The organism is Escherichia sp. E.sYA108, assembly GCF_011754335.1.
Classification (GTDB): Bacteria; Pseudomonadota; Gammaproteobacteria; order Enterobacterales; family Enterobacteriaceae; genus Escherichia; species Escherichia coli.
Window position 1 is genome coordinate 3,541,942 of sequence record NZ_JAAQVZ010000001.1, and the last position, 15,039, is coordinate 3,556,980.

12 protein-coding genes are annotated in these 15,039 nt (G+C 51.6%); 6 read left to right on the top strand and 6 right to left on the bottom strand.

Translation table 11 applies throughout. The annotated features are described in order from the left end of the window. Positions 1–7 precede the first annotated feature (7 nt). From chiP to dtnK, 5 genes are all read right to left on the bottom strand, one after another. Positions 8–1,414, bottom strand: a complete 1,407-nt coding sequence (gene chiP / locus HBM92_RS17070) for a chitoporin ChiP (protein ID WP_001201190.1) — start codon at positions 1,412–1,414, stop codon at positions 8–10. A 441-nt stretch (positions 1,415–1,855) separates the two neighbouring features. Continuing rightward, on the bottom strand, positions 1,856–3,520 hold the full coding sequence (gene glnS, locus HBM92_RS17075) for a glutamine--tRNA ligase (protein ID WP_001287134.1): 1,665 nt from the start codon (positions 3,518–3,520) through the stop codon (positions 1,856–1,858). Between the two features lie 219 nt (positions 3,521–3,739). Next, positions 3,740–4,501: a DeoR/GlpR family DNA-binding transcription regulator gene (locus tag HBM92_RS17080; protein WP_000679501.1), complete on the bottom strand. Its 762-nt coding sequence runs from the start codon at positions 4,499–4,501 to the stop codon at positions 3,740–3,742. Position 4,502: 1 nt separating this feature from the next. Next, positions 4,503–5,489, bottom strand: a complete 987-nt coding sequence (locus tag HBM92_RS17085; RefSeq protein ID WP_001059575.1) for a D-threonate 4-phosphate dehydrogenase — start codon at positions 5,487–5,489, stop codon at positions 4,503–4,505. After that, complete coding sequence (gene dtnK / locus HBM92_RS17090) at positions 5,482–6,717, bottom strand: D-threonate kinase (RefSeq protein WP_000410740.1); 1,236 nt, start codon at positions 6,715–6,717, stop codon at positions 5,482–5,484. The genes HBM92_RS17085 and dtnK overlap by 8 nt, the downstream gene beginning before the upstream one ends. Positions 6,718–6,886: 169 nt before the next feature. On the opposite strand from dtnK, the gene HBM92_RS17095 reads away from it, so the two are divergent. The 6 genes from HBM92_RS17095 to HBM92_RS17120 are packed head-to-tail and all read left to right on the top strand — an operon-like array spanning position 6,887 to position 12,719. Beyond that, a complete protein-coding gene (locus HBM92_RS17095) occupies positions 6,887–8,044 on the top strand; it encodes an iron-containing alcohol dehydrogenase (RefSeq protein WP_000234746.1) in 1,158 nt (385 codons plus the stop codon). A 3-nt stretch (positions 8,045–8,047) separates the two neighbouring features. Beyond that, positions 8,048–8,935 carry a dihydrodipicolinate synthase family protein gene (locus tag HBM92_RS17100; protein WP_001126958.1) on the top strand — a complete coding sequence of 296 codons (888 nt, stop codon included), beginning with the start codon at positions 8,048–8,050 and terminating at the stop codon, positions 8,933–8,935. A gap of 59 nt (positions 8,936–8,994) precedes the next feature. Further along, on the top strand, positions 8,995–9,753 hold the full coding sequence (locus tag HBM92_RS17105) for a TerC family protein (protein ID WP_000480544.1): 759 nt from the start codon (positions 8,995–8,997) through the stop codon (positions 9,751–9,753). Between the two features lie 35 nt (positions 9,754–9,788). Next, positions 9,789–10,958: a sialidase family protein gene (locus tag HBM92_RS17110; RefSeq protein WP_000109429.1), complete on the top strand. Its 1,170-nt coding sequence runs from the start codon at positions 9,789–9,791 to the stop codon at positions 10,956–10,958. After that, positions 10,955–11,425 carry a YhcH/YjgK/YiaL family protein gene (locus HBM92_RS17115; RefSeq protein ID WP_000583482.1) on the top strand — a complete coding sequence of 157 codons (471 nt, stop codon included), beginning with the start codon at positions 10,955–10,957 and terminating at the stop codon, positions 11,423–11,425. Before HBM92_RS17110 ends, HBM92_RS17115 begins: the two co-directional genes overlap by 4 nt. 13 nt (positions 11,426–11,438) lie before the next feature. Beyond that, positions 11,439–12,719, top strand: a complete 1,281-nt coding sequence (locus tag HBM92_RS17120) for an SLC13 family permease (protein ID WP_000177663.1) — start codon at positions 11,439–11,441, stop codon at positions 12,717–12,719. An 88-nt stretch (positions 12,720–12,807) separates the two neighbouring features. On the opposite strand, the gene nagE is transcribed toward HBM92_RS17120, so the two are convergent. Then, positions 12,808–14,754 carry a PTS N-acetyl glucosamine transporter subunit IIABC gene (nagE, locus tag HBM92_RS17125; RefSeq protein WP_001023115.1) on the bottom strand — a complete coding sequence of 649 codons (1,947 nt, stop codon included), beginning with the start codon at positions 14,752–14,754 and terminating at the stop codon, positions 12,808–12,810. Positions 14,755–15,039: the final 285 nt, after the last annotated feature.

Here is a 15,039-nt window from a genome sequence, read left to right on the forward strand (position 1 = left end):
TCGGGCATCAGAAGATGGTGAATGGTGCGATTACCATGAATTTCACGTCGCGCTCATCCTGGAAAATGTTGCCGTAACCACCGCCCCAGCTTGGGATGTCGGAGTGGTTGTCGTATTCGGTGAAGTGCAGTTTGAACATCGTGCCTTTGGCGCGACCGTCCTGAATGGTGTAGACCGCATCCAGGCTGTAGGCAGACTCTTCAATAGTCCGGTTTTTGTCGTAGTACGCATCCGGATTGCTCTGCCAGGTCGCAGGTTTTGCATCCCATGCGTAAACGTAGGAAGCGCCGATGGCGAAGCCTGGAAGATTCCAGTTTTTCAGGTCATACATCGCACCGAAGAAGACCGCTTTTTCGCCGTTAGCGTTGAAGTCGGAACGGTTATCCCACCAGATATCCAGGCGGCCGTTGGAAGAAGCGTAGGTTGGAGTCATACGTTGCAGGAAGTATCCCTGCTGACCGTCAGCCTTAACCCAGGTGCCTTCGAGGCGCAAATCCACTACGTCAGCCGCCCGGTAACCAAAGGTCAATGCTTGCAGCCAGGCGGTGCCGTCATAAAGATCGTTGACGCTGCGATCGTCAACTTTATCGCGCGTGCCATAGAACTGGTAGCTGGTGGTTAACGGGCTACCGGCGATATCAAATTTGTAGCTGGCTTTGGCAAAATATTGATCGATATACCCTTCCGCCTGACCAAATGCTGCTTCCAGTACGAAGTTATTTTTGAAGTCGTATTTCGCACCGATGGAGTGCAGATAATCAACTTTGGTGGTTTTATCGTTCTGATAAAACTCATCCATTTCCAGATGCCACGGTGCTTTGTATTCGTTGGTCCACATGTAGGAGAAACTCAACGCACCAGCATCGCCGTAATCAAAATTCGCCCCGGCTTCCGCCCCCTGATAAGTACCCGGCATAAAGCTCCAGTGCGGCGCTAACAGCGTTTGACCAGTTGGCTGAATGTAACCTGCCCTCGCCCAAACCGGACCGTATTTAAATTTGGCCGCTGCTTTATACAGGCTTATACCGCTTTTATCGCCGGACCAGTCTTCGTCATAGGCTTTATTACTTTTTGAAAACGCGATTTCGTTCGGGTGAGAGCTGTCGCCGTTTTCCGCCATTTCAATCGCCGTAAACGCAGCAATATCAAGGCCGAACATATCAGCAGCATAACCGGACTGAAAATCGAGGTTGGCATTCCAGGTGGAGTGAGAAAGGTTGGTTTTGTATTTGTCGCCGTCGGTAACATCTTTACGGTCGCGTTCACGCTGCCAGTAATAGATACCGCCGGTTAAGGTTGAATCGTCGATGAATCCTTCGGCGCGAGCCTCCGGCATTGCCATAAAGCCCGACATTGCTGTAACACCGGCGATAGCCAGCGCCAGCGTACTACGTTTGCCACTAAACGCACGCATGGGTTAATCCTCTTTGACGTATAAATTGCTGCACCAAAGGTGAACAGCGAAAAAAATAAAAATTAAAAAAGTAGCGTTGAGAAAAGTCTCGCTGACTACAGGAACAGACTATTTTTCGCGACGCGAATTATCAATCTCTTTCTGTAACCAGAATGTAAGAACATGAGCAACCGCACATATTTTGATGATTTTTGTTACAAGGCTTAAGTTTGCAGTTGAAAGGCTTGCAGAAGAATAAAAACGTGAAATTCCAGCAAGATGAAAGCGGTTACATTTTATTTAATTATGTTTTGTGATTTTAAATTTATTTTATGGATAAATTGCGAAGCGGAATTAATTCGCGAAGAAAAGCAGAAAAAAACGCCGCAGAGCGCGGCGTTTGGGATAATTTGCATATTTCTTGCCGGATGCGGCGTAAACGCTCTATCCGACAACGTAAACTTACTCGCCTACTTTCGCCCAGGTATCACGCAGCCCAACGGTGCGGTTAAATACCGGTTTTTCCGCCGTAGAATGGCGGCTGTCGAGGCAGAAGTAACCTTCACGCTCAAACTGGAATGCTTTACCCGCAACCGCATCTTTCAGCGACGGTTCAGCAAAGCCCTGTTTGATCACCAGCGATTCCGGGTTAATCACCGACAGGAAATCATCCGCAGCACCAGGGTTCGGCACGCTGAACAGACGGTCATACAAACGGATTTCAACCGGCAGCGCATGTGCCGCGCTCACCCAGTGAATAACACCTTTGACTTTACGACCATCTGCCGGATCTTTGCTTAAGGTGTCGGCGTCATAAGTACAGAAGATGGTGGTGATATTGCCTTCGGCATCTTTCTCCACGCGTTCTGCCTTAATGACGTAAGCATTACGCAGACGCACTTCTTTACCCAGCACCAGACGTTTGTACTGCTTGTTAGCTTCTTCGCGGAAATCGGCGCGATCGATCCAAATCTCACCGCTAAATGGCACCTGACGGCTGCCCATTTCCGGTTTATTCGGATGGTTCGGCATGGTAACCATTTCGCCTTCGCCCTGGTAGTTTTCGATAACCAGTTTCACCGGATCGATAACCGCCATTGCGCGCGGCGCATTTTCGTTGAGATCTTCACGGATGCAGGATTCCAGTGACGCCATCTCAATGGTGTTGTCCTGCTTGGTCACACCAATGCGTTTGCAGAACTCACGAATAGAAGCCGCAGTGTAACCACGACGACGCAGACCAGAAATGGTCGGCATACGCGGGTCATCCCAGCCTTCAACGTGCTTGTCGGTCACCAGCAGGTTCAGCTTACGCTTGGACATCACAGTGTATTCCAGATTCAGGCGCGAGAATTCGTACTGGCGCGGGTGAACAGGAATGGTGATGTTGTCCAGTACCCAGTCGTACAGACGGCGGTTGTCCTGGAACTCAAGCGTACACAGAGAGTGCGTAATACCTTCCAGCGCATCGCTGATGCAGTGGGTGAAATCGTACATCGGGTAGATGCACCACTTGTTGCCAGTCTGGTGGTGTTCAGCAAACTTAATGCGGTACAGCACCGGATCGCGCATCACGATAAACGGCGAAGCCATGTCGATCTTCGCACGCAGGCAGGCTTTACCTTCTTCAAAACCGCCGGTACGCATTTTCTCGAACAGCGCCAGGTTCTCTTCAACGCTGCGATCGCGGTACGGGCTGTTTTTACCCGGCTGCGTCAAGGTGCCGCGGTATTCGCGGATCTGTTCCGGCGTCAGTTCATCAACGTACGCCAGGCCTTTATTGATCAGTTCGATCGCATAGGCGTGGAGCTGATCAAAATAATCGGAGGAGTAACGGACGTTACCAGACCAGTGGAAACCTAACCACTCTACGTCGTTTTTGATCGAATCGACATACTCGATATCTTCTTTTACCGGGTTAGTGTCGTCGAAACGCAGGTTGCACTGGCCTTTATAGTCCTGGGCGATCCCGAAGTTCAGGCAGATAGATTTCGCATGGCCAATATGCAGATAGCCATTCGGCTCCGGCGGGAAACGGGTGTGTACTGTGGTGTGCTTACCACTGGCCAGATCTTCATCGATGATCTGACGAATAAAGTTAGTCGGGCGGGCTTCTGCCTCACTCATCGTGGATTCCTCAAAGCGTAAACAACGTATAACGGCGTATGATCTTATAAGCGGGACAGGCTGACAACTGTTAGTTAGCGAAAAAATGGTTTTGCGTAAGATATTGGGGCGTTTTCTGCGCTACTGCCAGCAGATCCTCGCGCTGGAAACGTAAGGCCAAACGTCGCCAGCCTGACGCATTTATTAAATTGCCGGATGAGCTGGCCGCAGAGTCATAGATTAGTCGGCTATGATTAAACGCGTCGACAAGGACGCAAGCGTTCTACGCGTCTGCCCATCAAGCTGACTATCCGTAATAATCTCTGTCAGTTCATTAAGATGCGCGATATTAAACAGCGACCATGAACCGTATTTTGAGCTGTCAGCCAGGAGAATTTTGCGCGAAGCATGCGCGATAAGATCGCGTTTTAGTGCGGCTTTCTCTTCCGTGGGTGCTGTAATACCCTTTTCAAGATCCCAGCTGTTACAGCTTAAAAATGCCACGTCCGGCCAGGTATTTTGCAGCAATTTACGACCATGTTCGCCAATGCAGGACTGGCTGGAGTCGTCGATACGTCCGCCGATAATCGTCACTTCAATTTGCTTGAATTCAGCCAAAAAAAGCGCGATATGCAGGTCGCTGGTGATCACGCGAAGCGGTAAATGTGTAATCTGCCGCGCAAGTTCAATCATTGTCGTACCGGCATCAAGGACGACGGAATCCCCCGCTTTGACCATTGACGCCGCTGCGCTGGCGATGGCATGTTTTTCCGCCAGGCTGCGCTGCATTTTCTCATGGGTAGTCGGTTGGGTAGGAATAAACCGGTTGAGGGTCACACCGCCATGTGTACGGCTGATAACACCCTGCTCATCGAGTTTTATCAGGTCTCGACGAATCGTAGCCGGCGACGCATTGGTTACCGCCACCAGCTCATCAACGGTGACCAGATTATGGCTTTTCAGGTAATCCATGATCTGCTCTAACCGGTTATATCCCTTCATTTTATTCTCGCGAAATCTGCATTGCTAACTGGATGGAAACTGCCATGCTCTCAGACTTGGCTTTTCCTGTCCAGGCAATATCAAACGCGGTGCCGTGGTCGGCAGAAGTGCGAATAAATGGCAACCCGGCGGTGATATTCACCCCATCATAAAATCCAAGCAGTTTTAAAGGGATATGCCCCTGATCGTGGTACATAGCCACTACCATATCGAATAGCCCTTCATGGCATTGCATAAACACGGTATCTGGCGGGCACGGGCCAGTAACATCAATATCTTCGGCCTGCATTGCTTCAATCGCAGGCGCGATAATCTCGATTTCCTCAGTGCCGAATAAACCATGTTCCCCTGCATGTGGATTTACACCCGCCACGGCAATACGCGGACGTTCAATACCAACACGTTTCAGGAAGTGGTTCGCAACACGAATAACCGTTTTGACCCTTTCACCATTCAAGGTATCCAGGAATTTACGCAGTGAGATGTGAGTCGAAATATGGATAACCTTGAGCTTATCGGTATAGAGCACCATCGCGTACTCTTTGCTGCCGGTAAGATGGGCCAGCAATTCCGTATGCCCCGGATAGTTATGCCCGCCAAGATGCAGCGCTTCTTTATTCAGCGGCGCAGTGGCTATGGCTTTCACCTCGCCTGATAAGGCCAGAGCCGTTGCACGTTTGATACAGCGATACGCTAAATCGCCTGCCGCAGCCTGTACCACTCCGGGTGTCAGCGCATCGGGGTTAGCCAGCGGCTCATCCATCACGTTAATCACGCCGGGAGCAAAATGGGCGTCGCACACCTTTTGAATGACGCGTAACTCTGCCTGCGGCGTGATATTCATCGCCATAATACGTCGCAGCGTGCGCACACAGCCCACCACCACCACCGGGGCACCAGCAAGCCCGGCTTCGCTCAGGGATTTAATAATGATCTCCGGGCCAATACCCGCCGGGTCACCCATCGTTACCGCAATAATATTATTCACTACACTTCTCCTCGATAAAATTCAGAACCTGATGCAACGTGGTCTCATCGCCAAACCCACCGGCTTTCGTCATCACCGAACGGGACCAGACACCGCCCAGAAAGTGACCGTATGGAACGCATTGCGCCACCTTCCCCGTAATACGAAATCCGGTCGCGCCTAACGCACTGGCTGTTGCCATTGCGACATCACCACCAGAGAGATAAAGCGCATCGGGCATTGTGCGAAGCAGAACTTGCCGGGTAAGTTCGCCAAGAAACCGACAAATTTTTTCCCCAAGTGCAGCGCGACTCATCTGCCAACGCTGGCAAAGGGTGTCGATCTGATGCCTTGCTACAGAATCGTTACAGGTGTGGACAATGCAGTGGTCGCCTTTCTGCAAGGCCTGCACAATACGCGCGTCATAGTCACTGGCATTGCCTGCCAGAATGTGTTCAACATCGACGTATATCTGTGTGATACATGGGTGTGAATGAAGTGTGGCGATCTGCCGTTGAGCGATTTCGCTCATTGAACCAATAATGGCCAGCACGGTGGGTGGCGGCATAATCGCGGAGCGCCGGGCAACGGCATCACAAATACCAGCGGAGCCGACCAGCAGCAGCGGTTGTTTAGCCTGCATCACAGCGGCAGCGATGCGATCCAGGTCGCTGTCCGTCTGCGCATCTATCACGCTAATCCACGGTTGCTCATAAGACAAATGGCTGAGCTGAGAAACCGTAACGGGCTGGCATGGAATGGCCGTCTGCAACCGGATGATGTCCGCAATTCGGGCGCTCAATACCGGGGTTTTCGGATCGCTGGCAAACTCGGTTTCCGTTATCCGCACACCGTTTACCCAACACTCACCGGCCACTGTGGTCCTTCCCGCCTGAGGAAATGCGGGGGCAACCACTGCGCCCGTTATACCGCATGCCTTCATCAGGGCTTCAATTTCTGCGCCGATATTGCCTCGCAGCGTGGAATCTATCTTTTTAATCACGAGCGGCGGATTATTCGCCAGAGGGAGATGACTCATCAGCGAGGTTATTTTCATCGCCGCCAGCTTAGGATCCATCGCCCGACTGTCGCTGTTAATCACCCATACGCTGGCATCACCGCGATAATGCATTTCAAAGGCCACATCAACTGTATGCCCCACCTGCGCCAGGCTTACCCCCGCGTCGTTGGCTCCCGTGAAATCATCGGCAACGACGAGAATGCTCGGCTTAGTGATTCCCTTTTCCATCATCACTCCAGGTTGTTTTATGATAACAATGATTATATTCAATCACAATTGATTAAATGTGAGCAAGCTCAAGTTATTAATCACTCGAATAAATTATAAAATTAGACCATATTACGTAGGCTACGGCATTTTGAATGATTGAATTCAATCAACAGAAGAGAGGTTATTTGTGGTAATTATCAATAGCACGATACTGAGCGGCGCAGGCGCTATCCCTTCCCTGACGTCGCTCTTACCCGACATCAGAAAAATGCTGCTGGTCACTGACCGTAATATTGCGCAGCTCGACGGTGTGCAGCAGATTCGCGCCTTACTGGAAAAGCACTGCCCGCAGGTTAACGTTATCGATAATGTGCCCGCAGAGCCCACGCATCATGATGTGCGCCAGCTAATGGATGCCCCTGGCGATGCCTCTTTTGATGTGGTGGTCGGGATCGGCGGTGGCAGCGTGTTGGATGTGGCGAAGCTGCTATCGGTGCTTTGCCATCCACAATCACCGGGGCTGGATGCGCTGCTTGCGGGTGAAAAACCGACTCAGCGGGTGCAATCATGGTTGATTCCTACAACCGCCGGAACCGGCTCAGAAGCCACGCCGAATGCGATTCTGGCAATCCCTGAGCAAAGCACGAAGGTGGGTATTATTTCCCAGGTGCTGTTACCAGACTATGTGGCGCTTTTCCCGGAACTGACCACCAGCATGCCCGCGCATATTGCGGCGTCCACGGGCATTGATGCTCTTTGCCACTTACTGGAGTGTTTTACCGCGACCGTGGCAAATCCGGTCAGCGATAACGCGGCGCTGACTGGGTTAAGTAAACTTTTCCGGCACATTCAACCCGCCGTGAACGATCCTCAGGATCTGCGCGCAAAACTGGAAATGCTGTGGGCGTCTTACTATGGCGGCGTAGCGATAACCCATGCGGGCACGCATCTCGTTCATGCGCTCTCCTACCCGTTAGGTGGCAAATATCATCTGCCGCATGGCGTCGCGAATGCCATCTTGCTGGCGCCGTGCATGGCGTTTGTTCGCCCCTGGGCGGTCGAGAAATTTGCCCGGGTCTGGGATTGCATTCCCGATGCGGAAACCGCCCTGAGCGCGGAAGAAAAATCTCATGCCCTGGTGACCTGGTTACAGGCATTAGTCAATCAACTCAAGCTACCCAACAATCTCGCGGCTCTCGGCGTACCGCCAGAGGATATTGCCTCTCTGAGCGAGGCGGCACTGAACGTGAAGCGCCTTATGAACAATGTGCCGTGCCAAATTGATCTACAGGACGTACAGGCCATTTACCAAACACTGTTTCCGCAACATCCATTTAAGGAGTAAATCATGCCGAAAACCATTGAAGGTGTATTAACCGCCATTGTCACCCCGTTTACCGCGACCGGCAGTCTGAATATCCCGGCGTTAAAAGTGCAGGTGAATCGTCAACTGGAAGCGGGTAACGCGATTTTTTGCGGCGGCACCAACGGCGAGTTTTTTGTGTTGAATGAACAGGAGAAGCTCAGCGTTACGCAAACCTGCGTGGATGAAGTGGCTGGTCGTGCGCCGGTCGTGGCACACATTGGCGAGATCTCTACGCGCGAAACGATTCGTCTGGGTCAGCAGATTGAAAAACTTGGCGTAGATGCCGTGTCGGTCATTGCCCCTTACTTCGTACCGCTGAAACAGGAAGAGTTGATTGCGCATTACAGCGCAATTGCCGACGCACTGAGCATTCCGATGTTTCTCTATAACATCCCGGCCCGCACTGGCAATACGATCCAGCCAGAAACCGCGCGTGCTCTGGCGTCGCACCCCAATATCATTGGGATTAAAGACAGCGCCGGAAGCGACGAAAGCCTGAAGGGTTTTCTCGATGCGGTGCGCGACATTGACGGCTTTAATGTGCTCAACGGCCCGGATTCGCTGATCCATAAAGGGTTTGTCGAGGGATGTTCAACCTGTATCTCTGGGCTCGCCAACATCGCGCCGCGAGAAATCAATGCCATCTGGTCTCGCTTCCATGCCGGTGATATTGAAGGGTCTTATGAAGCACAGGAGAGTGTAACGGGCCTGCGTACCGATCTTTATAAAGTAGCATTCTCCCCGGCTGCGGTGAAAAAAGCGTTGCAGCTTATGGGGCATGATGTTGGTGATAGCCGCTACGCGGTTAATTTCACGCCTGAACAGATCAGCGAGATTCAACAAATTATTCGTCATTATAACATTAATTAAATTAACTCTATTATCCAGCCCGCTATAAAGTTTAGATAAAGAGAATAAAGGATTACCCCATGTTTTTGTGGTTTATGCAGCCAGATATCTGGCTCACTTTAATTACCCTCACCTTTCTGGAAATTATTCTTGGGGTGGATAATATTATTTTTCTTTCACTGGTGGTGGCAAAACTTCCGTTATCACAACAAAATATGGCGCGTAAACTGGGTTTAAGCTGCGCGATGATTATGCGGATATTATTGCTGATATCCATTGCGTGGCTTTCACATATTACCCAGCCGCTTTTTACCGTGCTGACGCTGGAGATTTCGTTCCGCACCTTGATTCTGCTCGGGGGCGGGCTGTTCCTGATTTATAAAGCGATACAGGAGATACGCGAAGAGCTGTCGCCCGCGCAGGAAGACGAACATGGCAGCGGATCGCGGCAACTGTCGTTGTGCGGTGCCATTGTACAGATAATGCTGCTCGATATCGTGTTTAGCCTGGATTCGGTGATCACCGCCGTCGGCCTTTCTCAGCATATATTTATCATGATTGCCGCCGTAATGATTGCCGTCGGTGTCATGATGTTTGCGGCGAAAACAATTGGTGATTTCGTTAACGCCACGCCGTCAATAAAAATACTGGCGTTAACCTTTTTATTGTTTGTCGGTGTATTGCTGGTTGCCGATAGTCTCAACATTCATATTGCCAAAGAGTATCTCTACTTCGCGATATTTTTCTCATTAAGTGTTGAGACACTCAATATTATCCGTGAAAGAAAAAATAAAAAAGTTTCGACATTGCTCGAAACGCATGAATCGCACTCGCATTAATAAATCTATTACCAACTTTAAGATGGAGTCTAACTATGTCTGTAGCCCTTATTCGTGACGGCGTCATCCGTCCATCCGAAAACGATTCGCATGTGCTTACCGCCATGCTGCCCTCGTCCTGCCCGCAAAACCACGCGGCGAATATTCTGCCTTTGCCGGATGGCGCGTTAATGTGCGTCTGGTTTGCGGGAACGCAGGAAGGTATTGCCGATATTTCTGTCTGGGGATCGCGATTGCCCGCTGGCGGAATGCAGTGGAGCGATGCGGTCAAACTTTCCCACGATGACACGCGTTCAGAGCAAAACCCGGTGCTGTTTCTCGCGCCGGATAACGTGCTGTGGCTCCTATGGACCGCACAAATATCCGGTAATCAGGACACCGCCATCGTCCGCTACCGTAAGTCAGACGACCTCGGACAAACCTGGGGCGAGATTGCCACCCTGCTTGATAAACCCGGTACGTTCATTCGACAGCCAATCACGGTGCTTGATAACGGCAACTGGCTGCTGCCCGTCTTTTATTGCCGTACCCAACCCGGCGAAAAATGGGTCGGCAATGATGATATCAGCGCAGTGAAAATTTCCGCTGACGGTGGTCACTCCTGGCGCGATGTCGAGGTGCCGCAAAGTCTTGGCTGTGTTCATATGAATATCACAATGCTGCACAACGGTACGTTGGTTGCTCTCTTTCGCAGCCGTTGGGCAGACAACATCTATATCAGCCATTCCGCGGACAACGGCGAGAGCTGGTCAGTACCGCAAGCAACCGAATTGCCCAACAACAATTCGTCTATTCAGGTAACGACACTTGCCAGCGGCGAACTGGCGCTGGTGTACAACGCGATGAGTGCGGCAGGCGCAGTAGAACGTCGCGCGTCGCTTTATGACGAAATCGACGATGGCGACGACAGCCGCAAAGAACCGACAGCCGTCGGACGCTCCGCTTTCTGGGGGGCCCCACGCGCGCCGATGACGGTAGCGATTTCTGCCGATGGTGGGAAAAGCTGGCCGTGGCGGCGCAATCTCGATGAAGGCGACGGCTACTGCATGACCAACAATTCCCTGGAAAAGCTAAATCGTGAGTTCTCCTACCCCAGCATCAAACAAAGCCCGGACGGTACGCTACATATCGCTTACACCTGGTGGCGTCAGGCCATCAAGTACGTACGCATCTCCCCCGAGTGGGTTAAGGGGCAGGCATCATGATTATCGGTAATCTCAACCATTTGTCGCTGGCGGGGCTTCCTGCCTGGGTGAGAAATATTCTGCTGCGCCCGGAGTGTTCGTTATCGGCGTTATCCACCAGAGAGGACGGTCGCTGGCAACCTGAAGGATGTCGGTGGTTCTGCACGCTGGGAACTTCAGACACGCAACCCGCCGAACTCCGCCATACGGAGTATCACCATCTATGGGCCGATATACAGGTGGTGATTACTGGTTGTGAGGGCATTAATGCGGGAACGCGGCCCATCGCTCGCGAAAACGATGAAGAACGTAAGCCCGATCTGTTTATCGCCCCATCCCCTGAAAACAGTGTCGCCATCACCCTACACGCCGGTGATTTCGCCGTCTTTATGCCTGAGGAACCTCACCAGGCGCTGTGCGCAATTGGCACGGCTACTTCAATACGCAAAGCGGTCTTTAAAGTACCGCGCGACATGCTGGAAGCCTAAAAGGAGAGAAAAAATGACAATGGAAATGATCCTGGCATTAGGAATACTGGTCCTGATGATCGTGCTGATCATGTCGGACAAAATGCCTTTTGGCGCACCGCCACTGCTTGCGTGTTTATTGCTGGTTGTATCGGGACTTTCGACCGTTCAACAGGCTTTTGCCGGATTCGTCAATCCAAGCGTGGTGATGATTGCAGGGTTTATGGTGGTCATGGCGGCGCTACAAAAAACCCGGCTTATCAGCAACGTTAAATCTGCGATGATAAGCCTGGTCAATAAAGGCAGTTACCGCAGCTATGGGCTGTTGTTAGTCATTGTTATGCTGGGTGCCAGTCTTGCCGGCACCGGAGCGACCGGTTATTACGTGCTAATTCTGTCGCTGGTATCCACCATTCCGTACAGTAAAAAGCTACCAACATCGAAATTAATGATGCCCCTGGGATTTGCCACCAACCACCCGCTTCTTCCTATCAATCTCGCGCTTCTCTTTGGCGTTACGGCGACCGTACTCGAAACCGCGGGGTTTCATCAGGAGATTTCGATGGGGCGCTTTGCGCTGGTGAATCTCATCATGTCAGCGGCTTTCCTCGCATGGAGTCTTATTGCCTACCGTTTTCTTCCGGATCATCCCATTGCGGATGCTTCCGAGGATGCGCTGGCGGCACGCGAGGAAACGTTTAACGCCCTTCCTGCCTGGAAAGAATATTGCACTATTGCCGCATTCGCTGTCAGCGTTATCGGCATGATGCTAATGAACATTCTGGGAAATATCGCCTTCGTTATTCCGGGTCTTGCGGGTGCGTTTGTTCTGATGATCGATGTACTGGACTTCAAAGAAGTTCGCGATCATATGGGGGCTCCGGTCATTTTAATGATGGCGGGGGTGATCGGTGTAGCTGATGCACTGGCGGGCACCGGCTTTACGGCGATGGTTGGCGATGCCGTTGCAGGTGTGCTCGGTTCTGGCGTCTCACCGTTTGTATTTATTGTCGCCTTTGCTTTGCTTACCAGTACCTGCGCCACCTTCACGGGTTCGAATATGGGGTCAGTATATATTTTTGCCCCCATCGCCATTGCCGCCTGTACTAGCCTTGGGCTTAACCCGACCGCTGCCGCGATTGCGGTGGTGATTTCTGGCTGGAATGGCGGCTATATGCCTATTGACGGAATGCCAGCCATGATCCTCGGAATGGGGAAATACAAACTTCCCGAATTCTGGGTGTTCTCTGTACCAATGTATCTCATCCGCATTCTGGCGCTTTGTGCAGGCGCTGTTTTTATCTTCCCAATGTAATCTCAGACAAAAAAAGCGGCAGAGAAGATCCCTGCCGCTTTTTATTGTTGGATGCGACGCTGCCGCGTCGCATCAGACATAAAGCAGATTACTTTTTGATTTCATACAGCGGTGTTTGACCCGCCACAACATGGCCCTGAGCTTTAATGATAAGGCCGCTGAAATCGTCGATATTGCTGCAAACCACCGGGCTAATCATCGAGCGAGCGTTAGCGTTCAGGTAATCCAGATCCATTTCCAGAATCGGTTGCCCTGCGCTTACCTGCGCGCCCTCTTCCACCAGACGTTTAAAGCCTTTACCTTCCAGCGCTACGGTGTCGATACCCATATGGACGACGATCTCCGCGCCTTTTTCGGTTTCCAGACAGAATGCGTGGTTGGTGTTGAAGATTTTCACGATTGTTCCTGCGGCTGGTGATACGACGATTTTATCTGTCGGTTTCACCGCCACACCGTCACCCACCGCTTTGCTGGCGAATGCTTCGTCAGGAACCTGATCCAGTGCCACAACATCCCCGGTAATCGGCGATACCAGCTCCGCGATAGATACCGCGTTTGGTACAGCCTGCGGTTTTGCTACAGGAGCGGCAGTTGCCGGAGTTGCTTCAGCTGACGCAGCGGCTACCGGACCACGGGCAACGACTTTCTTCATCGCATCGCCGATGGATTCTGCTTTCGCGCCAACAATCACCTGAATAGTCTGTTTGTTCAGTTTCACTACCCCAGAAGCACCCAGACGTTTACACATCGCATCGTTGACGCGAGCTGAGTCAACCACGGTAAGGCGCAGACGAGTAATACAGGCGTCAATGGCTTTCAGGTTGTCAGTACCGCCAACCGCAGCAATATAGTTGGTTGCCAGTTGATTGAGACCTTCTTCAGTATTGCTGTTAGCCTCTTCAGTAACGATCTCGTCTTCTTTATCTTCACGACCCGGCGTTTTCAGGTTGAACATGCGGATAACCAAACTGAACACCACGAAGTAGATAGCGAAGAAGACAACCCCCATCACCAGCAGCATCCAGACGTTCTGGCTGGCGGCCGGCAGATTATACATCAACGCGTAGTCGATAGCCCCCGCAGAGAAAGAGAAGCCGGCATGGATACCCAGCAACGTTGCCACAAACAGGCTGATACCGGTCAGCAGTGCGTGCAGGAGGTACAGCAGCGGTGCAAGGAACATGAACAGGAATTCCAGCGGCTCAGTCACACCGGTCAGGAACGCAGTAACAGCAACAGAAAGCAGCATCCCGCCAACCATCGGACGACGCTCTTTCGGTGCTGCGAAGTACATCGCCAGCGCCGCACCCGGCAGACCGAACATCATAATCGGGAAGAAGCCGGACATGAACATCCCCGCGGTGCCGTCACCGGCATAGAAGCGGTTGATATCACCGTGGAAAACCGTTCCCGCCGCGTTGGTGAATTCACCAATCTGGAACCAGGCGATGGTGTTCAGCACCTGATGCAGACCGGTTGGGATCAGCAGACGGTTGATGAAACCAAAGATACCGGAACCCAGCGCGCCCGCAGAAACGATCCACTCGCCGCCTGCATGGATAGCGTGCTGTACCGGCGGCCAGACGTAACCAAAAATGGCCGCCAGCACCAGACAGAAGAAGCCGGTGGCGATCGGCACAAAGCGTTTGCCGCCGAAGAAGCTCAGGAAGTCCGGCAGTTTAATATCGGACCAACGGTTATAGGCTGCGCCACCAACCAGACCGGTAATGATACCCGCCAGTACACCCATGTTAATTTCTGGGTTGATGGTCACCATCGCTTTGGTTAACACAAAGTAACCTACCGCACCCGCCAGTGCCGCCGCACCTGCGCTGTCTTTCGACCAGCTGGATGCCACGCCGATGGCGAAGATTAATGCGAGGTTATCAAAAATCGCACCGCCCGCCTGGGCAATAAACGCAACGTTAAGTAAATCTGGCTGACCGAATCGCAGCAACAGCGCCGCCACCGGCAGCACCGCGATAGGGAGCTGTAACGCCCTACCGAGTCGCTGGAAAAAACCTAAAATATTCATCTTATTCCCCCTACGAGAACCCTATTTGGCTCGTTTAAAGCCGTATTTTTATTTTGCTGCAAATTGTACTGCCGATGTTCTGTAATCAGATTGTTAGATCATCTGCTACAGAGTGTGTGAAAATTTAATTCGTATCGCAAATTAAACGCGTGTCTTTTGTGAGTTTTGTCACCAAATATCGTTATCATCACTCCCTTTTACTGGCTAAACCAGAAAACTTATTTTATCATTCAAAAAATCAGGTCGGATTGACGCCTGTCTGCGCAAATCCAGGTTACGCTTAAA

Excerpts from the sequence above, each read along its gene's own strand:
- dtnK (WP_000410740.1), bottom strand. The coding sequence starts at position 6,717 with ATGGAAAAGGGAATCACTAAGCCGAGCATTCTCGTCGTTGCCGATGAT.
- HBM92_RS17080 (WP_000679501.1), bottom strand. The coding sequence starts at position 4,501 with ATGAAGGGATATAACCGGTTAGAGCAGATCATGGATTACCTGAAAAGC.
- nagE (WP_001023115.1), bottom strand. The coding sequence starts at position 14,754 with ATGAATATTTTAGGTTTTTTCCAGCGACTCGGTAGGGCGTTACAGCTC.
- HBM92_RS17115 (WP_000583482.1), top strand. The coding sequence starts at position 10,955 with ATGATTATCGGTAATCTCAACCATTTGTCGCTGGCGGGGCTTCCTGCC.
- chiP (WP_001201190.1), bottom strand. The coding sequence starts at position 1,414 with ATGCGTGCGTTTAGTGGCAAACGTAGTACGCTGGCGCTGGCTATCGCC.
- HBM92_RS17100 (WP_001126958.1), top strand. The coding sequence starts at position 8,048 with ATGCCGAAAACCATTGAAGGTGTATTAACCGCCATTGTCACCCCGTTT.
- HBM92_RS17120 (WP_000177663.1), top strand. The coding sequence starts at position 11,439 with ATGACAATGGAAATGATCCTGGCATTAGGAATACTGGTCCTGATGATC.
- HBM92_RS17110 (WP_000109429.1), top strand. The coding sequence starts at position 9,789 with ATGTCTGTAGCCCTTATTCGTGACGGCGTCATCCGTCCATCCGAAAAC.
- HBM92_RS17105 (WP_000480544.1), top strand. The coding sequence starts at position 8,995 with ATGTTTTTGTGGTTTATGCAGCCAGATATCTGGCTCACTTTAATTACC.
- glnS (WP_001287134.1), bottom strand. The coding sequence starts at position 3,520 with ATGAGTGAGGCAGAAGCCCGCCCGACTAACTTTATTCGTCAGATCATC.